The following is a 20,826-nucleotide window of genomic DNA, read 5'->3' as shown; positions in this document are numbered from 1 at the left end:
GCCACAGTAACCAGCAAACAACGTGCCGCGCAACAGTTATATTCCCCTATTGTTCTCGCATCGCCATCGCCCAGATATGTCCGCCTACGCCCCCATTGCCGCCATCGCCACCGCCCCCGGAAGAGGCGGCATCGGCGTCGTGCGCGTTTCTGGCGCAGACCTGTCCGGATTGGTGCGCCGCCTGTTCCAGCGCGACCTCACGCCGCGACACGCGCATTACCTTCCGTTCAAATCGGTTGCCGGAGAACTGCTGGACGAAGGCATCGCCATCTACTTCCGCGCGCCGCATTCCTATACCGGCGAGGACGTGCTTGAACTGCAAGGCCACGGCGGCCCTGCCGTGCTGCGCCGCGTTCTCGACAGCTGCCTCGCCGCCGGCCGGGACCTGGGCTTGCGGCTGGCCGAACCGGGCGAGTTCACCCGCCGCGCATTCCTGAACGACCGCATGGACCTGGCGCAGGCCGAAGCCGTAGCCGACCTGATCGAAGCCTCGTCGGTGGCGGCCGCGCGCGGCGCCATGGCGTCCCTGTCCGGCGAATTCTCGGCGCGCGTCAATGACCTTTCGGATCGCATTATTCACCTGCGCATGCTGGTCGAGGCAACCCTGGATTTCCCGGAGGAGGAGATCGACTTCCTGGAAAAGTACCAGGCGCGCCCGACGCTCGATGCCCTGGGCGCGGACCTGTCCGCGCTGATTGCGCAGGCCCGCCAGGGCGTCATCCTGCGCGAGGGCCTGCACGTGGTGCTGGCGGGCCAACCCAACGTCGGTAAATCCAGCCTGCTCAACGCCCTGGCCGGCGACGATATCGCCATCGTCACGCCGATTGCCGGCACCACGCGCGACAAAGTGGTGCAGGAAATCCATATCGACGGCGTGCCGCTGCATATCGTGGACACGGCGGGCTTGCGGGAAACGGAGGACACCGTCGAGAGCATCGGCATCGCGCGCACCTGGCAGGAAATCGAACGCGCGGACGTTATTTTGCATCTGCAGGACGCCACCCAGCCCGGCGACGAACTGGACGCCCTGATCACTGCGCGCCTGCCGCCGCGCACCCCGGTGCTGAAGGTTTTCAACAAGGTCGACCTGTTGTCCACGCCATTTGCCGCCGGCCCGGACGAACTGGGCATTTCCGCCAAGCGCGGCGCCGGCCTGGACGCGCTGCGCGCCGAACTGCTGCGGATCGCGGGCTGGAATCCCGGCGCGGAGTCCCCCTGGCTTGCGCGCGAACGCCATCTGCACGCCCTGCAGGACGCGGCGGAACATCTGGAACTGGCCGCCGAACATGCGGGCCAGGATGACCGGGTGCTGGACCTGTTTGCCGAGGAGCTGCGGCTGGCCCATGACAGCCTGTCCAGCATCACCGGAAAATTCACCAGCGACGACCTGCTGGGCGAGATCTTTTCCAGTTTCTGCATCGGGAAATAGGCGGGAGCAGACGACAATCATGCCCCATCACATGCGTCCCGCAACATCCGATGACGTGCCCGCCATCGAGCGCATCGTCAAGGAGGCGTACACGCATTACATCGCCCGTATCGGCGCAACGCCCGGCCCCCTGCTGGACGACTACCCGGCGCGCGTAGCGCAAGGCGTTGCCCACGTGCTGGAATCCCAAGACGGAATCCAGGGCGTGATCGTGCTGATTCCCGAGTCGGGATGCATGCTGCTGGACAACATCGCGGTGTCGCCCCTGGCGCAAGGCAAGGGGTATGGCCGAGAAATGATGCTGTGGGCGGAAGAGGTTGCGCGTCAGTCCGGCCTTTCCCATATCCGCCTCTATACGCAGGAGATGATGACGGAGAACATCGCCATCTATCAACGGTACGGATATGTCGAAACCCATCGCGCCACGGAGATAGGATTGAACCGCGTATTCATGAAAAAGTCCCTTATTTAAGGGGTTTTCTTCATATCTAGGCACTGTGTTTTCCACACGAAGCGCGGCGGCCATGATTCAGAAATTGAATTAATATGAGCTTTTGCTCATTTTTTATCCGCGCCCGCTTTGCTTTTCGACGGCACGCTGCGCAAGCCGATTGTTCGCCAGCGATCTTGCGTAGACGGAGTCGGGCCGGATGCGCTGCGCAATCACATATCCCGTCATGCACGCCAGCATCAAAGGCAGCATGACTTCATAGCTGAGCGTCATCTCGAAGATCATCAAAATGGACATCAGCGGCGCATAGGTCGTCGCGGCCAGCAGCGCCCCCATGCCCACGACGGCATAGCTCGACACCGCGGACAGGCTCCCTGCGGGAAACAGCCCGTGCAAACCCGTGCCGTACAAAGCGCCCAGCGCAGCCCCCACGAACAGCGTGGGCGTGAAGACCCCGCCCACGGCGCCCGAGCCGACGCTGGCGGCCGTGGCCAGAATTTTCAACAGCAGAATGGCGGCCACCGCCTGCCACGCCCACTGCGTGTGCAGCATGCTGTTGACCACGCTGTAACCGTTGCCCCAAACCTCGGGGTTCAGCACCGACAGCGCTCCAACAATCAGTCCGCCCAGCATCATCCTTGCCCATAGCGCAAAGGGCAGGCGGCGAAACGCCGCGCGGGACAGGTCCAGGAAACGCAGGAATTGCGGCGCAGCCAGGCCGGCGATCAGCCCCAATCCCAGGTAATTGATCACTTCCCAGCCCGACACGAATTCAAAGTGGGGCATGTGGAACACGGCGTCGTAGTGCAGGATCTGGCGCGTGACGATATTGGCGACCACCGACGACACCGCCAGGGGAACCAGCGTGGCCGATGAAATCACGCCGTAGACGATTTCAGAGATGAAGAGCGCGCCTGCAATCGGCGCGTTGTACGCGGCGGTGATGCCCGCCGTCGCGCCGCAGGCCACCAGCAGCCGAAGATGGCGGGGCGGCAGCACCAGATAACGGCCCGCCAGGGACGAGAGCATCGCCGCCAGCTGGACCATGGGGCCTTCGCGGCCAATGGATGCGCCGGATCCGATGGAAAAAATGGACGACAGGCTGCGCGCAATCGTCTGGCGAAAGCCGATGACGCCTCGACCGATCGAAATTGCCTCCATGTAGTCCGCCGCGCCACGCCTGGGCAGCCATCTGGCCGCCATTTGCAGAATGGCGCCGGCGATTGCGCCCCCCGCGGCCGGCAGCAGGAAGCGTTGCCAGGGATCCAGACCGCGGGCGAGGGACACCATGCCTTGGGGAACCTCGCCTGCGCCGAGCAGTATTTGCGTCCAGCCCAACAGTTCGCGGAACACCACGGTCGCCAACGCGCCCAGCGCGCCCATCAAGGCCGCCACGCACAAAGTGGCGGGCAGATTGTCGGCCAGCAAACCGCTTCTCAAGCTGCTGGCCCATGCGGATTTCCGGATTCTGATGTCTCTTGCCATGCCGGAATTCTACGGCGGAATCTGCTCACTTTTTGTTCAGTCCCCTGTAAAGAAGGCAGGCTGGCGTCCCCTCGAATGCCCGGTTTCGGCAAGGCCTCACAGGCCCTCTACGGCCCCCTGGAAGGGCAAAAATCAGGGTAGGCAAAATGCCATTTTTCGGGGTAAAAGTGCCGCTTTCCAGACCCGTTTCCAGAAAAAGGTCCTGTGGATAACTCCTAAGACAGCGGGTTGTGCACATGTTGTGGAGGCAAGTTGAACAAGCAGGGGTTTTGGGCAGGGTCCAAAATCTTGTCCAACTTCAGCTTTTTTCCCACACAGAGTTCTTGCACAGGCAAAATCGCTTGTAAAGCCGTGAAAAAAAAGAGGTTTTCAAGGTTAAGGTAGTTATCCACAGGCCTTATTAATCATTAGTCTTTATATAAAGAGAAATAAAGGAAAAGCCAAACATGCTTTCCCATTCCGCCCAGCCACCGCCCCCCGGACTGCGTCCATGCGTATCCTTCTGATCGAAGATGAAGCCGAACTTGCCCTTTGGCTTTCAAGAAGCCTGGCCAGACATGCTGGCTTTGTCGTCGAATGGGCTGACGACGGATTGGTGGCCGAAAGAAGGCTGGCGATCGAAGAATTCGACGCGGTCGTTCTGGATCTCGGACTTCCGGGCATGGATGGCCATACCTTGCTGGCAAAAATTCGCGCGCGAGACGACCGTACGCCGGTGCTGGTCTTGACCGCGCGCGATTCCTTGGCCGAGAGAATCGGAACTCTCCACCAGGGAGCGGACGATTTCCTGCCAAAACCGTTTGTTGTGGAAGAGTTGGAAGCGCGCCTGATCGCGCTCATCCGGCGCAGCCGCGGGCGTGAACATCCGCGCCTGGCTCTGGGAAACCTGGTTTTTGAGACTTCCGCGCAAAAATTTACGGTCAGCGGACAGCCGTTGCAGTTATCCCCACGTGAACATGCGGTGCTCAGGGTTCTGATCCAGAAAAGCGGAGAACCCATCAACAAGCAGCAAATTCTTGACCGCATCCTCACGGACGATGCGGACATCAACCTGGAAGCCATTGAGGTGCTGGTACACCGGTTGCGCAAAAAATTGGCGGAGACCGGTGTTCAGATCGTGACCATGCGAGGCATGGGCTACTGCCTGGAGAACCTTGTTGACAACTAGAAGTCCGGAAAAAAACGCTTTTTTTGCGGCAAAAAAGCGCAATCCGACGCTGAAAACCCAGTTGCTCTGGTGGCTGATCCCGACGCTCGTCCTGGTGATGATGGGAGCCCTGTGGCTGTCCAACCACCAACTGCGCAACCAGGTCGACATTGCCTACGACCGTTCGCTTTCCGGCGCGCTTCGCGCGATCGACCACAACATATCCACAGCCAGCGGTGGATTAGCCATGGAGCAGCCATACCTGATGCTGGAATTCTTCGAGCTGACGGCCAATGGCAACGTTTTCTACCGGGTAGCCACAGAGGACGGGCTGGCCGAGATCGGATATCCCGACCTGCCCATGCCGGACCAGCCCCTGGTTTCCGGCGAACCCCGCTTTTTCTACGCGACTTACCAGGGAGCGCCCGTCCGCGTTGCGGCCCTGGCGCGCCCGATGGATCCTCCGCTATACGCAAACAAAGGGGGACGGGTTATCGTGCAGGTGGCGGAAGGACTGGAAAGCCGGCAGGCGTTCCTCCACAAGGTGCTGGTGCGCTCCGTGGAGCGCGACCTAGCCGTGATCCTGATCAGCGTCCTGGTGATCGTCCTGGGGGTTTTCATGGCCTTGCGCCCCCTCGCGAGGCTGCGGCAGGAAGTGGAAGGACGTTCCGCGGACGATTTAAGCCCCGTCAGCGCGTCCGACATGCCAGGTGAGGTCCTGCCCCTGGTTGCGGCCGTAAACCTCCACATGGCCCGTTTTGCGGCCTTGGGGAGGGTGCAGAGCCAGTTCCTGGACGACGCGTCGCATCAATTGCGCACGCCCTTGTCGGTTTTGCGGACGCAAACGGCCTATGCCTTGCGCGAAACAGACCCCCAGGAGGTCCGTACAGCCCTTCTGGCGATGCAGGAAGGGTTGGACAGGGCCGTGCGCACCACCAACCAGATGCTCGCTCTGGCGCGCGCTAAGGACGCTTCCCTGGCCGAAGGCGGATTTGCCGCCGAACCGGTAGACCTGGTTGAGCTGGCCGACGGCGTGATCCGGAGCCTGCTTCCCTCCGCCCGCGCCCGCCAGCTCGACATCGGCCTGGAGGCCGACCAGAGGCCCGTTACCGTCGACGGCGCCGACTGGCTGCTGCGGGAGGCGGTCAGCAACCTTGTGGACAACGCTATCCGTTACGCGTCGGCGGGTGGGGTAGTCACCGTGCGGATCCAGCTTGCGCCCGGCGAAGCCCGGCTGGTCGTGGAGGATGACGGCCCCGGCATGTCGACGGAAGACATCGCCCGGGCTTGCGTGCGGTTTCGCCGGGGAGCGGCGGGGAAGAACAAACCGGGCGCCGGCCTGGGCCTGGCCATCGTGGGCACCATTGCCGAGATCATGGGAGCCCGCCTGGTTCTGGAGAACCGGGTTCCGCTGCCGGGGTTGCGGGCCGCACTGGTGTTTTCCCTGAAACAGGAGCCGGATGCTGCGCTGCGGCACGAAATCGGCCGGAATTGAAAGGTTGTGGAAAGCTTCGGTTTTGTACGGTTGCACCCACTGGAGCCGCCCGATGCGAAAGACCGCCTGAGCGCAGCCTCCAGCCATACCTAGACCTATAAATCCTGGAGACGCAAGAATGCAGACAAGCCTGAAGCTGCGCATGGCCGCTTTCGCGGCGCTTGGCGCGATTAGCCTGTTCTTTGGGGCGGCCCACGCCGCCGACGAACCTCGCCGTCCGGAATGCATCGCGCCGGCCCAGCCCGGGGGCGGTTTCGACCTGACCTGCCGCCTGGCCACCGAGGGCCTGAAGCAGAGCGGGGCGCTCAAGAGCACCATGCGCATCGTCTACATGCCCGGCGGCATCGGCGCCGTTGCCTACAACAACATCGTGGCACAGCATCCGAACGAGCCCGGCACCATCGTCGCGTTCTCGGGCGGCTCCTTGCTCAACCTGGCCCAGGGCAAATTCGGCAAGTACAACGTCAACGATGTGCGCTGGCTGGCAGCCATCGGCACCGACTACGGCGTGGCGGTCGTGCGCAACGACTCCCCCTACACCGATCTGAAAAGCCTGATGGACGCCTTCAAGCAGGACCCGACCAAGATCGTGCTGGGCGCCGGCGGTACCGTGGGCAGCCAGGACTGGATGAAGGCCGCGCTGACCGCCAAGGCGGCCGGCGTGGATTTCAAGAAAATGCGCTTTGTCGCGTTTGAAGGCGGCGGCGAAGCCGTGACCGCCCTGCGCGGCGGCCACATCCAGGCCTACATGGGCGATGCGGCCGAAGCCTTCACGATGCTCGAAGGCGGCGCCCCCATCCGCGTCCTGGCCGTGTTCAACGACCAGCGCCTGCCCGGCAAGCTGGGCACGGTGCCCACCGCCAAGGAACAGGGCTACGACATCGTCTGGCCCATCATTCGTGGCTTCTACGTGGGTCCCAAGGTGTCCGACGGCGATTACCAGTTCTGGGTCGACGCGTTCAACAAGGCGACCTCCGCGCCCGAGTTCGAGAAGCTGCGCCAGCAGCAAGGCCTGTTCCCCTTCAACAAGACGGGGCCCGAACTGGACGCCTACGTGAAGAACCAGGTCAAGCAGTACGGCGAACTGGCCGACACGTTCGGCCTGGTAAAGAAGTAAGCCGCGAGGCGACTCCTCCCGATCGCGCCCGCATGGGCCCGCCCGCCGCCGGCCCCGCCGGAGGCGGCGTGGGACCGCTGCGCCGCGCGGCGCCACTACAACGGAAACGTGGATCATGAATGATCGAATCTTGGGGCTTGCCGCCCTGGTGCTAGCCGCCTTCATGACGGCGGCGGGATGGGGAATCGAAGCCCCATTCGCGTACGAACCTGTCGGCCCGCGCGCCTTTCCCCTGCTGCTGGCCCTGATCATCGGCCTGTGCGGCCTGTGGCTGGTCTACAAGGGCGGGCACGCGGTCGAGGCCAATCCCGCCGGCGCCAACGGCCGCATCGCGCTGATGGTCGTGTTCGCGGCCGCGTATGCCTTCCTGTTCCAGTGGCTGGGATTTGTCATCGCCACATCGCTGATGACGATTTTTGTGGGCCGCCTGTTCGGGGGAAGCTGGGCCAAGTGCGCCCTCGGCGGCGTTGTCATGAGCCTTTTCTTTTTCGTGCTGTTCGACAAGGTGCTGGACGTGGTCCTGCCCGGCGGACTGCTGGAGAACCTGATATGAGCGGCATACTTGATCACCTGTCGATCGGCTTTGGGGTCGCCTTTTCCCTGACCAACCTCCTGGTGGCGGCAATCGGCTCGTTCATCGGCACCATGGTCGGCGTGCTGCCAGGCCTGGGGCCCGTCAACGGCGTGGCCATGCTGATACCGATTGCCTTCGCCATGAACCTGCCGCCCGAAACCGCGCTGATCTTGCTGGCGGCGGTGTACGTGGGGGCGGAGTACGGAGGCCGCATCACGGCCATCCTGCTGAACGTGCCGGGCGAGGCCAGCGCCATCATGACGACATTGGACGGCTATCCGCTGGCGCGCCAGGGCCTGGCCAATGTGGCGTTGTCGCTGTCGGCCTGGTCGGCGTTCTTTGGCGCCATCGTATCGGTGGTGGGCATCATCATGCTGGCGCCTATGCTGGCGAAATGGGCGCTGGCGTTCGGCCCGGCCGAGTATTTCGTGCTCATGATCTTCGCGTTCTGCTGCCTGACCAGCCTGCTGGGCAAGCAGCCCGTCAAGGGCGTGCTGGCGGCGATGATCGGGCTGTCGATCTCCGTCGTCGGGGTGGACGCGAATTCGGGCGTCTACCGCTACACCTTCGAATCCGTGCACCTGTCCGACGGCATCGATTTCGTCGTCGTCGTGATTGCTCTGTTCGCGGTCAGCGAGATGCTGGAGATGCTGGAGAAGGTGATGGCCGGGCACAGCGTCGAGGTCAAGCCCAGCGGCCGCAAGCTGTTCAACCTGAAGGAGATGGCTTTCACCTGGTGGAGCGTGGTGCGCAGCGCGCTGGTGGGCTTCGGCGTGGGCGTGCTGCCTGGCGCCGGCGCCAGCGTGGCCGCGGCCGTCGCGTATTCGCAGGAAAAGCGCATCATCGAAGCCAAGGATCCCGAAGCCAAGTTCGGCAAGGGCGACATGCGCGGCCTAGTCGCGCCGGAAGCCGCGGCGACCGCATCGGCTATCGGTTCCTTCGTGCCGATGCTGACCTTGGGCGTGCCGGGGTCGGGCACCACCGCGGTGATGATGGGGGCGCTGACGCTCTACAACATCACGCCGGGCCCGGTGCTCTTCGAGTCCAAGCCGGAACTGGTGTGGGGGCTGATCGCCTCGCTGTTCGTGGCCAACGTGCTGCTGTTTGTCATGAACGTTCCGCTGGTCCGTTTGTTCTCCAAGGTGCTGTCGGTTCCGGGATGGCTGATGGTGCCGGGCATTCTGTGCATCAGCTACATCGGCGTGTATGCCATCAACGCGGGCACGTTCGATCTGCTGCTGGTCGCGGGCATCGGCACGCTGGGCTACTTCTTGCGCAAGTTTGGCGTGCCGATGGCGCCGCTGGTGCTGGGCGTGGTGTTGGGCAACATGATGGAGCAGAACCTGCGCCGCGCGCTGTCGATGACCGACGGCGATGTGGGCGTGCTGTTCGCCAGCCCGGTGTCGCTCGCATTGTGGTCGGGGGCGGCTGCCGTCGTGATCTTGCCGCAGCTCATGCGGCGGCTTCGCGCAGCAAGAAAGGTTGCCGCTCGAACGGTGTGATTGTACGCTGGCCGGGCCGCCGGAAGGGATTTCGGCCAGCGATTGAAATCACGCCGGAAACGTCAAGGGGCGCCTTTCGGCGCCCCTTTTTTTCATGCAATGAATGTGCTGGAAAAGTCCGGCTTAATATGCGAGCTTTTACTCATTAATTAGTGCGTCACACCTGCGTCAGGCGCTCCAGCGCGGCATCCAGCGTCGCATCTTTCTTGGCAAAACAAAAGCGCACGATCCGATGGTTGGATTCGGGCGCGTCGGGCTGGCGATAGAACGCTGAAACCGGGATCACGGTAACGCCATGATTGACGGTCAGGTCGCGCGCGAAATCGGCCTCGCTCTGTTTGGATATCTGGCTGTAGTCGGCCAGCAGGAAGAACGTGCCGGGGCTGGGCAGCGGACGGAAGCGGGTCTTGGCCAGGCCCTGCGAAAGGCGGTCGCGCTTGGCTTGGTAGAAGGCCGGAAGATCGAGGTAGGGCCTGGGATCGCGCATGAATTCTGCCAGGGCGAACTGCATGGGCGAAGGCACCGTGAACACCATGAACTGGTGCACCTTGCGCAGCTCGGCGCTCAGCTGGCGCGGGGCGCAGCAGTAGCCGATCTTCCAGCCGGTGGTGTGATAGGTCTTGCCGAACGACGAGATCACGAATGCATGCTCGGCCAGCAGCGGGCGGCGCGCCACGCTTGCGTGCGGCTTGCCGTCGAACACGATGTGCTCATAGACTTCGTCGGACACCAGCAGCACGCCCGTGTCGCGCACAATGGACTCCAGCGCATCCAGGTCGCTTTCTTCGAGCACGGCGCCGGTCGGGTTGTGCGGGAAGTTCAGCATCAGTAGGCGCGTCTTCGACGTGATGGCGTCGCGCACGCGCTGCCAGTCGATGCGGTAGTAGGGATCGGCCTCGGTGGGCGCGCGCAGCGGCACCGGCACCGCAGTGCCGCCCGCCAATCGGATCGCGGGCAGGTAGGAGTCGTAGCAGGGTTCGATGACCACCACTTCATCGCCGCTGCCCACGGCGGCCAGCACCGTGGCCATCAAAGCCTCCGTGGCGCCGCTGGTGACCGTGATTTCGGTTTCGGGGTCGTAGGCATGTCCGTACAGTTCGCGCGTCTTGGCGGCGATGGCTTCGCGCAAGGGCGCGACGCCCGGCATGTAGGGGTACTGGTTGTGGCCGTCGGCCATGGCCTTGGTCACCAGCGCGCACAGCGCGGGGTCCGGATCGAAGTCAGGAAAGCCCTGGCCCAGGTTGATGGCTTTGTGTTCGATGGCCAGGCGGCTCATCACGGTGAAGATGGTGGTGCCGACGTCGGGGAGTTTGGATCGGATCATGTTGGATGCGAAGGTGAACGCTGGTAGGCAAAGAGAGTTTTCGTAAGTATCCCACTAACTCATAATTCGTTTTTCTCATGAGTTTCTAACGCGGACGGGACTGTGGTTCAGAACATGCTGGTGCGGGTGGCGGGTGGTCTGGGGATTGCGCTTCTGGGCGCATTGCTGGCGGTATGGGCGCATTTGCCCTTGCCCTGGATGCTGGGCGCGCTGTTATTGACCGCGGCCACGCGGATCGCGGGAGTAGGCACCGCCTGCCCCCGGCCAGTGCGCAACGGCGGGCAATGGGTGATCGGCACTTCGCTCGGCCTGTACTTCACGCCGCAGGTGATCGGCCATATCGGCAGCAACGCCGGACCCATCATCGTGGGCATGGTGTTCGCGCTGGGGCTGGCGTTCATGGGGACGGCGATCCTGCGCCGCTATACCGACGCGGACTTCAAGACGGCGTGGTTCTCTTCCGCGATTGGCGGGGCAAGCGAGATGGCCAGCCTGGCGGAGCGCCATGGCGCGCGTATCGATCGCGTGGCGACGGCGCACAGCGTGCGCGTGCTGCTGGTGGTGGTGGCCGTGCCCTTCATCTTCCAATGGTGGGGCGTGGCGGGGCTGGATCCCACTGTGCCGGGACCCAGGGACGTGCATGGCCTGGGGCTGGCGGCGCTGGTTGCGCTGACCTGCATCGGCGGCGTGGCCTTCGTGAAGCTGCGCCTGCCGAATCCATGGGTGCTCGGGCCCATGCTCGTGGCCATGCTGCTTACCGCCTCAAGCATTGAGCTGTCGGCCTTGCCCGACTACGTGCCGAAAATAGGCCAGCTCTTCATTGGATGGTCGCTGGGCGACCGCTACAGGCCCGACTTCTTTCGGGCGGCGCCGCGCTTCATCGCCGCCGTGGCGGTGTTCACGATGGCGTCGCTGATGCTTGCGTTCGGACTGGGGACGGCCTTGTCCTGGTGGTCCGCGGCGCCCGTTCCCACCTTGATCCTGGGAACGACTCCGGGCGGCATCGCGGAGATGGCGATCACCGCCAAAGTGCTTCAATTAGGAGTTCCCGTCGTGACGGCGTTCCACGTCACGCGCATGGTTTTCGTGGTGATCGTCACTGGCCCCATCTACGCCTTTCTGGCGCGGCGGCAGCTGAATTCCGCGTAGCGGTACTGCCGTTCCAGTCAGAAAAATACGACATTGGGGTAAACAACTATATGAGTCTGTAATGCGGGATGAGTATGCTGATTCCGCAGTTGATTCAAGCAGCGCGCGGACTCGTTCTGCCGCACAGGCGGCAAGCGGGAACACTGGTTTTGACCGATCGTTCAGTTCGCACGGCGTCCTTGATTCATTGCATTTCGATTTAATTACAGGACGCTAGAAAAAATGGCTCAGAAGGGCAAAGTTAAGTGGTTCAACGCTGACAAAGGTTTCGGCTTCATTACGCCGGACGTTGGCGGCACCGACGTTTTCGCACACTTTTCCGCCATCCAGGGCCGCGGCTATCGCAGCCTGAACGAAGGGCAGGAAGTCGAATTCGAAGTCAAGGATGGTCCGAAAGGACCTCAAGCGGCCGAAATTCGCCCGCTCTAAATCGGGAAATCCCAATTTCCCGTCAGCCAGGTTTGACCTGGCTACAACGCCCCAAGACCTTCGGTCTGGGGCGTTGTGTCATTCAGGGGCCGCATTTTCCCGCCACTGCGAGATTCATGTTAGTGACTACTAACATATTCTCGACCCTTGGATAAGTCTGTGGATAATTATTTTCGGGTATGAGCATTTAGATGCTCAGTAATGAAGCACAGGCTGCTTTCGTTGCGGGGTTTTGCACAGTTTTCCCGTGTACGGATTTTCTGCTCTCCCTGTGAGCCGGCGCTAGGGCCGTGCTCGCGCGCATGGAGCCGGTTTCAGGGGAAACATCGAGTTTCCCCAGGGAAAACGGGCTCTTGGCGCGTTTCTGAAGCGCCTTCTCGTGGATTTCTGCCGAGGCGACAGTTATCCCTTTGAGCCGTTTCTGGTCCTTTTGAACCACGCGTCGCGTTGTTGTTCACAAAGATATCCCCATGCCGGTTATGCACAGAATTACACCCTTTAGCGCCCGAAATGTGGGGTGTCGGCCTGTGGATAGAAATGGGGATAGCAATCCAGAAATAGAAATTCCTGCGCACGGATTTATAGGTTTGTGCGGGGAGCGGGTGATTTTCGGCGCCGAGTATTCCCGCATTTTCCAATGAAGGAATTCAGCTCGAAACTGCCCTGCGAGTTTTCCACAGGGTTTCACATGGAGGCGCTGCGCCTCGGCCATTTGGATGATGGCGCGTCGTCCGCGGCGGGGGCAAGATAATTGTTGGATCAATGAAACGTCGCGTGCTTCCCAAACGAATCGCGCCAGGTTGGTTCGCCGCTGGATAAGTTTGTGGATAAAACGCCGGTGCGAGATTCAGGCGCGGTTTGACTCGAGTGGTACTCCGGAGTTCCCGAGGCCATGGGTAGCTCTGTGGCATGAGTTGGAGCGCATTATCGGGTCGATAGCTGAAACTTATGCACAGCGTTCGCCGCGTCCTTCAGTCTTGGGTCCGGCCCTGATTGATTGCGCGGCTGTGGGTTAGTCGATGGTGCCTGATATCTGCCGTTGCAGATGGATTGGGTATTTGTGCGTATTCATGGATCTGAGGATTTGCGTGTTTTGAGCCGCTCGGAGTGTGACCCGCTCACGACAGGCGCCCGATTCTCCCAGACTTGTCGCGAACGATGTTCCACGTGGAACGTCTTACCTACGGCTCTTTCTGCTCTCAAAGCGCCTGTTGATAAAAGTGTGCGTAACTTCCTCTTGAATGCCCCGAATTAGGTGATGACGCCAGGGGAAGCACTTTTTCAGGATCTGTGGATAAGATCGGCTTCGTGTGAGGGCGAGGAGCTTGTCGATGCGACGGTCTTGTCTGGCAACGCGTTGGTGGATTGGACTCTGACCGATCCGTCGATGGAAGATGTGCTGCCCGATTTCTAAATTCACAGGCGCTGCGCTATGGATTGGCGACACGGCCGTGACGGACTATTTCTATCTTCGCGAACCCATCGCATTCCCCTCCCATGTTCAATGGCGTCAGGTTTTGGCTCGTGAGAGTTCTCGCCAGTTCGCCCCTTCTGCTTATTTTGAAGAAAAAGCGTGTTTTTTTGGGCAAGGGGTAGGGTAGGGTGGAATAAATCGATTTTTTTCCTGATTTTTACGTTTTCCCAAAGATCAAGGCGACGATCCGGGCGAGTGATAATTTCGCCGGCGGGGGCTTTTACGACCTATATCTCCGGGCCCATTTCCTTGGAACGTGTGATTTCGGCTAGACGGAGATCTAATCTTCTTTGGTGTTTCACGTGAAACATGACGAGAGCGGAGGGAAGCGTTTGTCCCGAAGGCTCAGTGTTCCACGTGAAACATCCCTTAGGGTTCAATTGTTCAGCGGAATGTCGCTGATCATTTCCTGTCGAGGTCGCCGATGGCGGCCGGGATGTTTCACGTGGAACATACTTTGAAATCCAAATGATCGGCTAACTGTCCTTTGCGGGCATAGCCGAACACCTAAAGGATCGCGTCGGGCTGCAAGCCCGACGGCCGCATGCAACCTAGCCGTCGGCAGCATCCCTCTTAGTTCATGTCCTATTTCGAGTGTCTATACACGCCACGCAGGCTTGCCACAGGCAAGCAGTCGACATGTACTTGGGAGTCTCACTGCAAGATCTAATGTGGCTTCTCGGACAGACGTGCTCAGGTATGACCCGAGCTTCATCCCATTGTGAGCAATGGGCGATCCCGAATCAGGGTTGCTGACGCCCCCGTAATCCTGTGATCGCTGTTCCACGTGGAACATTTGCCGTTGAACTTTAGGGTAGCTGGTCCAAAGTGGGGCCCGGCACCGATGTTTCACGTGAAACATGACCGTGAAACAGCGGCAGATGCCGACACATTTCAGGCCGCCGGCCTGGACTTGGTTGCCAATTACCGACGCCAGCATAGGCACGTCACGCCCAATGCTGCACCGAAACATGTTTCACGTGAAACATGCAACCCCTGCCTCTATAATGAGCACCGAACGCTCTCTTTTACCTCTCCCCATCATGGACTATCCCCGCGAATTCGATGTCATCGTCGTCGGTGGCGGCCACGCCGGCACCGAGGCGGCTTTGGCCGCAGCCCGCGCAGGCGCACGGACGCTGCTGCTGACGCACAACATCGAAACCCTAGGCCAAATGTCTTGCAATCCGTCCATCGGCGGAATTGGCAAGGGCCACCTTGTCAAAGAAGTCGACGCCCTCGGCGGTGCGATGGCTTTGGCAACGGACGAAGCGGGTATCCAGTTCCGCATCCTGAACGGTTCGAAAGGACCTGCCGTGCGCGCAACCCGCGCCCAGGCGGATCGCGTGCTGTACAGGAAGGCCATCCGTGGCCGCCTGGAAAACCAGCCGAACCTCTGGCTGTTCCAGCAAGCCGTGGAAGATCTGATGGTGGAGGGCGACCGCGTGGTCGGCGCGGTGACTCAGGTGGGCCTGAAGTTCAGGGCCAAGACCGTGGTGTTGACCGCCGGCACATTCCTCAACGGCCTGATTCACGTCGGCCTGCAAAACTATTCTGGCGGCCGCGCCGGAGATCCTCCGTCCATTTCCCTGGGCCAGCGCCTGAAGGAACTGCAGCTTCCGCAAGGCCGGCTGAAGACCGGAACGCCCCCTCGCATCGACGGCCGCACGATCAACTACAGCATCCTGGAAGAACAGCCGGGCGACCTGAATCCCATCCCCGTGTTCTCGTACATGGGCAATGTGGCCATGCACCCGCGCCAGCTGCCTTGCTGGATCACGCACACCAACGCCCGGACGCACGACATCATCCGCGGCGGCCTGGATCGCTCGCCGATGTACAGTGGCGTCATCGAAGGCGTGGGCCCGCGCTATTGCCCGTCCATCGAAGACAAGATCCATCGCTTCGCCGACAAGGAATCGCACCAGGTCTTCCTGGAACCCGAAGGGCTGGATACGCACGAGGTCTATCCCAACGGCGTGTCGACGAGCCTGCCGTTCGACGTGCAGCTGGACCTGATCCATTCCCTGCCGGGTTTGGAGAATGCGCACATCATGCGCCCCGGCTATGCCATCGAGTACGACTACTTTGATCCACGTGGATTGAAAAGCACGCTCGAGACCAAGGCGATCTCGGGCCTGTTCTTCGCCGGCCAGATCAATGGCACCACCGGCTACGAAGAGGCGGCTGCCCAAGGCCTGCTGGCCGGCGTCAATGCCGCGCTGCAGTCGCTGGACCGCGAACAATGGACGCCACGCCGCGACGAAGCCTACCTGGGCGTCCTGGTGGACGATCTGGTTACGCGCGGCGTGACTGAGCCCTACCGCATGTTCACTTCGCGCGCGGAGTATCGTTTGAGCCTGCGGGAAGACAACGCCGACCTGCGCTTGACCGAGATCGGTCGCCAGCTGGGCATCGTCGATGATGCGCGCTGGGATGCCTTCAATCGCAAACGCGATGCCGTCGATGCGGAAGTCGAGCGCCTGAAGTCGTCCTGGGTGAATCCGCGTTTGCTGCCGCTGGAAGTCGCCGAGCCCTTGCTGGGCAAGGCGATTGAGCGTGAGTACTCACTAGCGGATTTGCTGAAACGCCCGAATGTTTCCTATGAAGCGCTGATGGCCGCCCGCAATACCGATGGTTCGCTCCTCGCCGGTCCCGGCGTGGCGGCGGACGAGGTTCTGGCCGAACAGGTCGAGATCCAGGTGAAATACGCCGGCTACATCGCGCGCCAGCAGGACGAGGTGCAAAAGCAGATCGCCCACGAGCAGCAGGCAATTCCCGCGGATGTCGATTACGACGCCGTGACCAGCCTGTCCTTCGAAGTGCGCCAGAAGCTCAAGACGCATCGTCCGGAAACCGTCGGCCAGGCCGCCCGGATCTCCGGCGTCACCCCCGCTGCAATTTCGTTGCTGCTTATTCATCTGAAGCGCCTGCATTACGGCTCGCGCAAGCAAGCGGCATGAGCGCCCCCGCCAATCAGGCCGGCGCGGACATGGCCGGCCGCCTCTCTCGTGCGTGCGAGCAGTTAGGCCTGCGCGCCGATGACGCCGCGTTGGCCAAGCTGCTGAATTATCTGGCCCAGATGCAGCGCTGGAACCGCACGTACAACCTCACCGCCATCCGTGATCCGCAACAGATGCTGGTCCAGCATCTGTTCGACAGCATGGCTGCCGTGAAGCCGTTCGGCGACGCGCTGGCGGCCCCCGATGCCCAGGCCAAGGTGTTCGACGTCGGATCGGGCGGAGGCCTGCCTGGCGTCGTCCTGGCGATCATGCGACCCCTCTGGTCGGTGACCTGCATCGATGCCGTCGAAAAGAAGACCGCGTTCGTGCGCCAGATGAGCGGCGCCTTGTCCTTGCCGAACCTGCAGGCGCGGCACGCACGCATTGAGACGCTGGATCCGGCCGAGTGCAACATTGTCACGTCGCGAGCCTTTGCATCATTAGATGATTTTGCGCAACTCGCGGGTCGCCACGTAGCCAAGAATGGTACCCTCGTCGCCATGAAGGGCAAGGTCCCCGAAGAAGAAATTCAGGCATTGCATGCGCGCGGGGAATGGCAAGTCGACCATATTCAGCCGCTCCACGTGCCGGAGCTGCAAGCAGAACGCTGCCTGATCTGGATGCGCCGCAGTCAAGGAACCCTATGAAGAACATACCCCCCAGCACATCCGCCCGCGTATTCTGCATCGCCAATCAGAAGGGTGGTGTGGGCAAGACGACGACCGCCATCAATCTGGCGGCTGGCCTTGCCACGCACAATCAACGCGTGCTGCTGGTGGACCTGGACCCGCAGGGCAATGCCACGATGGGCAGCGGCATCGACAAGAACGCGCTGGAGTCGAACCTGTACCAGGTGCTGATCGGCGACGCTACCATCGAACAGGCTCGCGTGAAGTCGGAGTCGGGCGGCTACGATGTGTTGCCCGCCAACCGCGAGCTCTCCGGCGCCGAGATCGATCTGGTGCAAATGGACCAGCGCGAGCGCCAGCTGAAGGCTGCGATCGACACCATCGCCACCCAGTACGATTTCGTCCTCATCGATTGCCCGCCAACGCTGTCGCTATTGACCCTGAACGGCCTCGCCGCCGCCCATGGCGTCATCATCCCGATGCAGTGCGAGTACTTCGCGCTGGAAGGCCTGTCCGATCTGGTCAACACCATCAAGCGCGTGCATCGCAACATCAACGACGACCTGCGCGTCATCGGCTTGCTGCGCGTGATGTTCGACCCGCGCATGACGCTGCAACAGCAAGTGTCCGCGCAGCTCGAAGCGCATTTCGGCGACAAGGTCTTCAAGACCGTGGTGCCGCGCAACGTGCGCCTGGCCGAAGCACCCAGTTACGGTATGCCGGGCGTAGTGTATGACCGTGCGTCACGCGGCGCGCAGGCCTACATCTCGTTCGGCGCCGAAATGATCGAGCGCGTCGAAAGGGACTTGAAGTAGGCCGTAACTCATGTCCGTCGCCGCGCTCTTTTCTCCGACACAAACGCACACGAGCGCCACGCCGCAAGCCGGCGTGCGCGACGCGCTGCGCGCGCGTATCGAAGAGGCTGCGCTGAACGCCACGGCAGTGGGCGCGCAGGTGCTCTATGATGGCTGGATGGTGCGTTTCGCGCGCTCGCCGGCCAAGCGCGTCCGCAGTGTGAATGTGCTGGGGTTATCCACACGTCCTTTGGACGAGCGGCTGGCGTATTGTTCATCGTTGTATGCGCGCCATGGCTTGCCCATGGTGCTGCGCATTACCTCCATCGGCCCCGATTTTTCGCTCGACGCCGAGCTGGAGTCCCGCGGTTATACCTTCACCGGTGAGACCCGAGTCATGAGCGCGCCGCTCGCCCCCCGGATCAATGCCAGGGGCGATCTGCTTTTCAAGATTGTCGATGCCGAGCGCTTCGCGGCGGCGGTCGGAGCCATGCGCGGTTCGGCGCCCGAGCACATTGGTGAACATCAAGCGCGTCTGCAAGGACTGGCTGTGGATATCCTGCCGGTGCTCGCGATCGACGCGGCGGGGCAGTGCGTTGCCGCGGGCCTGGCCGTTCGCGACGACGATCTGCTTGGCTTGTTCGACATCGTCACCGATCCGGGACAACGGCGTAAAGGCTACGCCGCCGTCCTGGTGGAACACTTATTGGCCGAAGGCGCCGCCGGCGGCGCCAGGACGGCGTACTTGCAGGTGGAGCCGGAAAACACCGCCGCGCGCGCTTTGTACGGCCGCTACGGTTTCAAAGACTGTTACGCGTATTGGTACCGTCTGCCCGCCGAGCAGACGGACGCCTGAGCCCGGCTCGGGATACAAAAACAGAAGGAAAGAGGATTTAACTATGGCCACCAAGAAACCCAAGGGATTGGGTCGCGGACTGGACGCCTTGCTGGGCGCGGACGCGCCTGTCATCGACAACATCGGCAAGGCCGCGGCCAAGCCCGAGGGTCCGCCATCCACCTTGCCCATCTCGAAGATGCGCGCCGGCAAGTATCAGCCGCGCACGCGTATGGACGAGGGCGCTTTGGGTGAGCTGGCCGAATCGATACGCACGCAAGGCATCATGCAGCCCATTCTTGTGCGCGGGATCGGCGAAGCCGCGCCTGGCCACTACGAGATCATCGCGGGCGAACGGCGTTTCCGCGCTGCCCAATTGGCCGGCCTGAAGGAAGTGCCGGTGCTGGTGCGCGAGGTCGCCGACGAAAACGCGGCCGTCATGGCGCTGATCGAAAACATCCAGCGCGAAGACCTGAATCCCCTGGAAGAAGCCCACGGCGTGCGCCGCCTGCTCGACGAGTTCGGCCTGACGCACGAACAGGCCGCGCAGGCGATCGGCCGTTCGCGGTCTGCCACCAGCAACCTGCTGCGCCTCCTGAACCTGGCCGCGCCCGTGCAGACCATGCTGCTGGCGGGCGACGTCGACATGGGCCACGCGCGCGCGCTGCTGGCCGTGGACGCGGCAACGCAGATCCAGTTGGCCAATCAGATCATCGCGCGCCGCCTGTCGGTGCGCGAGGCCGAAAAGCTCGTCGCCAAGACCGCCAAGGAAGTCGAGTCCTCCGCGTCGCCCAAGAAGAAGACCAACGGTGTTTCGCGCGATCTGACCCGCCTCGAGGAGGCCTTGTCCGACCATCTGGGCACGCGCGTCGCGCTGAAGGTGGGCGCCAAGGAAAAAGGACAGATCGTCATCGACTTCCATGGGTGGGAACACCTGAATTCGCTGCTGGAACGCCAAGGCCTGTCCGGAGTGGTGGATGCCTGAGCGCGCCCTGCCTGTCATCGCGGTACTGGCGACGGGCGGCACGATCGCGGGCGCCCAGGCCGACGCCACGTCCGCGGGCTACAAGGCCGGTTCATTCTCGGTGAACGATCTGCTGGCCGCCGTTCCGCAACTGGCGGGCATAGCCGAGATCCGCGCCGAGCAGGTTGCCAACGTCGGCAGCCAGAATATGACGCACGACGTCTGGCGCGCGCTGGCCGAACGTGTGGACACGCTATGCCAGGACGCCTCGGTTGCCGGCATCGTCATCACGCACGGCACGGACACGCTTGAAGAAACGGCGTACTTCCTGAGCCTCGTGATCCGTCACGACAAGCCCGTCGTGCTGGTGGGCGCCATGCGTCCCGCAACGGCCCTGGGCGCCGAAGGCCCCGCCAATCTGTACAACGCGGTGGCGCTTGCGCGCCATCCGGACGCGCGCGGCCGGGGGCCGCTGGTCGTCATGAATGAAGACGTGCATTACGCCCGCGAGATCCAGAAGGTCGCCAGCGCCGGCCTGTGCGCCTTTGCCTCGCCGAATCGCGGCCGCGCCGGCGTCATGCATGGCGGCGCGCCGTGCTTCTATTCCCGCAACACCAGCACGCACACCGCACAAAGCGAGTTTTCACTCGCATTGCTGGAAAAGGCTGGCTGGCCGCGGGTCGACATCGTCTACGCCTACGCCAACCTGCAGGCCGACCTGATCGATTTCCTGGCCAGCGCCGCCGACGGCATCGTCCTGGCGGGCGTGGGCGACGGCAACGCCACCGACCTGGCCATCGAAGGGCTGCGCCGCGCGGCCGACGACGGCGTGGCTGTGGTGCGCTCCAGCCGCACGGGCAGCGGGTTTGTCGCGCGCGATGTCGAACTGGACGACGCCAGCCTGGGCTTTGTCGCCGCGCGCGACCTGAACCCGCAGAAGGCGCGGATCCTGCTGATGCTGGCGCTGTCCGTGACGCGCGATCCGGCGGCGCTGCAGCACATCTTCGACCGCTACTGAAAACCGGT

General features: G+C 62.3%; 17 protein-coding genes. 15 read left to right on the top strand and 2 right to left on the bottom strand.

From position 1 onward, the window contains the following. Nucleotides 1-76: 76 nt before the first annotated feature. Nucleotides 77-1,429: a tRNA uridine-5-carboxymethylaminomethyl(34) synthesis GTPase MnmE gene (gene mnmE, locus ACFWP0_RS02115; protein ID WP_377839341.1), complete on the top strand. Its 1,353-nt coding sequence runs from the start codon at nt 77-79 to the stop codon at nt 1,427-1,429. A 19-nt stretch (nt 1,430-1,448) separates the two neighbouring features. Next, on the top strand, nt 1,449-1,901 hold the full coding sequence (locus ACFWP0_RS02110; protein ID WP_377839340.1) for a GNAT family N-acetyltransferase: 453 nt from the start codon (nt 1,449-1,451) through the stop codon (nt 1,899-1,901). 93 nt (nt 1,902-1,994) lie between these two features. Here ACFWP0_RS02110 and ACFWP0_RS02105 read toward each other — a convergent pair whose 3' ends face one another. After that, nucleotides 1,995-3,365 (bottom strand): ClcB-like voltage-gated chloride channel protein, encoded by a 1,371-nt coding sequence (locus tag ACFWP0_RS02105; RefSeq protein ID WP_377839338.1) that lies wholly within the window; start codon nt 3,363-3,365, stop codon nt 1,995-1,997. Between the two features lie 490 nt (nt 3,366-3,855). On the opposite strand from ACFWP0_RS02105, the gene ACFWP0_RS02100 reads away from it, so the two are divergent. The 5 genes from ACFWP0_RS02100 to ACFWP0_RS02080 all read left to right on the top strand — a co-directional run bounded on the left by ACFWP0_RS02100 (nt 3,856) and on the right by ACFWP0_RS02080 (nt 9,200). Then, nucleotides 3,856-4,533 (top strand): response regulator, encoded by a 678-nt coding sequence (locus ACFWP0_RS02100; RefSeq protein ID WP_377839337.1) that lies wholly within the window; start codon nt 3,856-3,858, stop codon nt 4,531-4,533. Further along, nucleotides 4,523-6,007: a sensor histidine kinase gene (locus ACFWP0_RS02095; protein ID WP_377839336.1), complete on the top strand. Its 1,485-nt coding sequence runs from the start codon at nt 4,523-4,525 to the stop codon at nt 6,005-6,007. The genes ACFWP0_RS02100 and ACFWP0_RS02095 overlap by 11 nt, the downstream gene beginning before the upstream one ends. Nucleotides 6,008-6,125: 118 nt before the next feature. Continuing rightward, nucleotides 6,126-7,124 carry a Bug family tripartite tricarboxylate transporter substrate binding protein gene (locus tag ACFWP0_RS02090; protein WP_377839335.1) on the top strand — a complete coding sequence of 333 codons (999 nt, stop codon included), beginning with the start codon at nt 6,126-6,128 and terminating at the stop codon, nt 7,122-7,124. Between the two features lie 115 nt (nt 7,125-7,239). Next, a complete protein-coding gene (locus tag ACFWP0_RS02085; RefSeq protein WP_377839334.1) occupies nt 7,240-7,677 on the top strand; it encodes a tripartite tricarboxylate transporter TctB family protein in 438 nt (145 codons plus the stop codon). Continuing rightward, on the top strand, nt 7,674-9,200 hold the full coding sequence (locus ACFWP0_RS02080; RefSeq protein WP_377839333.1) for a tripartite tricarboxylate transporter permease: 1,527 nt from the start codon (nt 7,674-7,676) through the stop codon (nt 9,198-9,200). Before ACFWP0_RS02085 ends, ACFWP0_RS02080 begins: the two co-directional genes overlap by 4 nt. Nucleotides 9,201-9,357: 157 nt before the next feature. Here ACFWP0_RS02080 and ACFWP0_RS02075 read toward each other — a convergent pair whose 3' ends face one another. Next, nucleotides 9,358-10,524, bottom strand: a complete 1,167-nt coding sequence (locus ACFWP0_RS02075) for a pyridoxal phosphate-dependent aminotransferase (protein ID WP_377839332.1) — start codon at nt 10,522-10,524, stop codon at nt 9,358-9,360. A gap of 114 nt (nt 10,525-10,638) precedes the next feature. Here ACFWP0_RS02075 and ACFWP0_RS02070 point away from each other — a divergent pair, with 114 nt between their 5' ends. The 8 genes from ACFWP0_RS02070 (at nt 10,639) to ACFWP0_RS02035 (ending at nt 20,818) form a co-directional block, all read left to right on the top strand. Then, nucleotides 10,639-11,673, top strand: a complete 1,035-nt coding sequence (locus ACFWP0_RS02070) for an AbrB family transcriptional regulator (RefSeq protein ID WP_377839641.1) — start codon at nt 10,639-10,641, stop codon at nt 11,671-11,673. Nucleotides 11,674-11,895: 222 nt separating this feature from the next. Next, nucleotides 11,896-12,102, top strand: a complete 207-nt coding sequence (locus ACFWP0_RS02065; RefSeq protein WP_008157480.1) for a cold-shock protein — start codon at nt 11,896-11,898, stop codon at nt 12,100-12,102. Between the two features lie 2,517 nt (nt 12,103-14,619). Further along, nucleotides 14,620-16,539 carry a tRNA uridine-5-carboxymethylaminomethyl(34) synthesis enzyme MnmG gene (gene mnmG / locus ACFWP0_RS02060; protein WP_377839640.1) on the top strand — a complete coding sequence of 640 codons (1,920 nt, stop codon included), beginning with the start codon at nt 14,620-14,622 and terminating at the stop codon, nt 16,537-16,539. After that, nucleotides 16,536-17,225: a 16S rRNA (guanine(527)-N(7))-methyltransferase RsmG gene (rsmG, locus tag ACFWP0_RS02055; protein WP_377839331.1), complete on the top strand. Its 690-nt coding sequence runs from the start codon at nt 16,536-16,538 to the stop codon at nt 17,223-17,225. The genes mnmG and rsmG overlap by 4 nt, the downstream gene beginning before the upstream one ends. Further along, nucleotides 17,222-18,022, top strand: coding sequence for a ParA family protein (locus ACFWP0_RS02050; protein WP_377839329.1), 801 nt, complete (start codon nt 17,222-17,224; stop codon nt 18,020-18,022). Before rsmG ends, ACFWP0_RS02050 begins: the two co-directional genes overlap by 4 nt. Nucleotides 18,023-18,032: 10 nt before the next feature. Next, nucleotides 18,033-18,857: a GNAT family N-acetyltransferase gene (locus tag ACFWP0_RS02045; RefSeq protein ID WP_377839328.1), complete on the top strand. Its 825-nt coding sequence runs from the start codon at nt 18,033-18,035 to the stop codon at nt 18,855-18,857. A gap of 43 nt (nt 18,858-18,900) precedes the next feature. Further along, a complete protein-coding gene (locus tag ACFWP0_RS02040; protein WP_377839327.1) occupies nt 18,901-19,821 on the top strand; it encodes a ParB/RepB/Spo0J family partition protein in 921 nt (306 codons plus the stop codon). Then, the gene (locus tag ACFWP0_RS02035; RefSeq protein ID WP_377839326.1) at nt 19,814-20,818 is read left to right on the top strand and encodes an asparaginase; all 1,005 of its coding nucleotides are present in this window, start codon (nt 19,814-19,816) and stop codon (nt 20,816-20,818) included. The genes ACFWP0_RS02040 and ACFWP0_RS02035 overlap by 8 nt, the downstream gene beginning before the upstream one ends. Nucleotides 20,819-20,826 lie beyond the last annotated feature (8 nt).

Source organism: Achromobacter sp. NPDC058515 (assembly GCF_042721735.1).
GTDB lineage: Bacteria > Pseudomonadota > Gammaproteobacteria > Burkholderiales > Burkholderiaceae_B > Achromobacter.
The sequence above is the reverse complement of the archived record's forward strand: the minus strand, read 5'-3'. Positions and strand labels throughout refer to the sequence as shown.

Bases quoted from the DNA above. Each gene is read 5' to 3' on its own strand.
- mnmE (WP_377839341.1), top strand. From the start codon at position 77: ATGTCCGCCTACGCCCCCATTGCCGCCATCGCCACCGCCCCCGGAAGA.
- ACFWP0_RS02110 (WP_377839340.1), top strand. From the start codon at position 1,449: ATGCCCCATCACATGCGTCCCGCAACATCCGATGACGTGCCCGCCATC.
- ACFWP0_RS02105 (WP_377839338.1), bottom strand. From the start codon at position 3,365: ATGGCAAGAGACATCAGAATCCGGAAATCCGCATGGGCCAGCAGCTTG.
- ACFWP0_RS02100 (WP_377839337.1), top strand. From the start codon at position 3,856: ATGCGTATCCTTCTGATCGAAGATGAAGCCGAACTTGCCCTTTGGCTT.
- ACFWP0_RS02090 (WP_377839335.1), top strand. From the start codon at position 6,126: ATGCAGACAAGCCTGAAGCTGCGCATGGCCGCTTTCGCGGCGCTTGGC.
- ACFWP0_RS02085 (WP_377839334.1), top strand. From the start codon at position 7,240: ATGAATGATCGAATCTTGGGGCTTGCCGCCCTGGTGCTAGCCGCCTTC.
- ACFWP0_RS02080 (WP_377839333.1), top strand. From the start codon at position 7,674: ATGAGCGGCATACTTGATCACCTGTCGATCGGCTTTGGGGTCGCCTTT.
- ACFWP0_RS02075 (WP_377839332.1), bottom strand. From the start codon at position 10,524: ATGATCCGATCCAAACTCCCCGACGTCGGCACCACCATCTTCACCGTG.
- ACFWP0_RS02070 (WP_377839641.1), top strand. From the start codon at position 10,639: ATGCTGGTGCGGGTGGCGGGTGGTCTGGGGATTGCGCTTCTGGGCGCA.
- ACFWP0_RS02065 (WP_008157480.1), top strand. From the start codon at position 11,896: ATGGCTCAGAAGGGCAAAGTTAAGTGGTTCAACGCTGACAAAGGTTTC.
- mnmG (WP_377839640.1), top strand. From the start codon at position 14,620: ATGGACTATCCCCGCGAATTCGATGTCATCGTCGTCGGTGGCGGCCAC.
- rsmG (WP_377839331.1), top strand. From the start codon at position 16,536: ATGAGCGCCCCCGCCAATCAGGCCGGCGCGGACATGGCCGGCCGCCTC.
- ACFWP0_RS02050 (WP_377839329.1), top strand. From the start codon at position 17,222: ATGAAGAACATACCCCCCAGCACATCCGCCCGCGTATTCTGCATCGCC.
- ACFWP0_RS02045 (WP_377839328.1), top strand. From the start codon at position 18,033: ATGTCCGTCGCCGCGCTCTTTTCTCCGACACAAACGCACACGAGCGCC.
- ACFWP0_RS02040 (WP_377839327.1), top strand. From the start codon at position 18,901: ATGGCCACCAAGAAACCCAAGGGATTGGGTCGCGGACTGGACGCCTTG.
- ACFWP0_RS02035 (WP_377839326.1), top strand. From the start codon at position 19,814: ATGCCTGAGCGCGCCCTGCCTGTCATCGCGGTACTGGCGACGGGCGGC.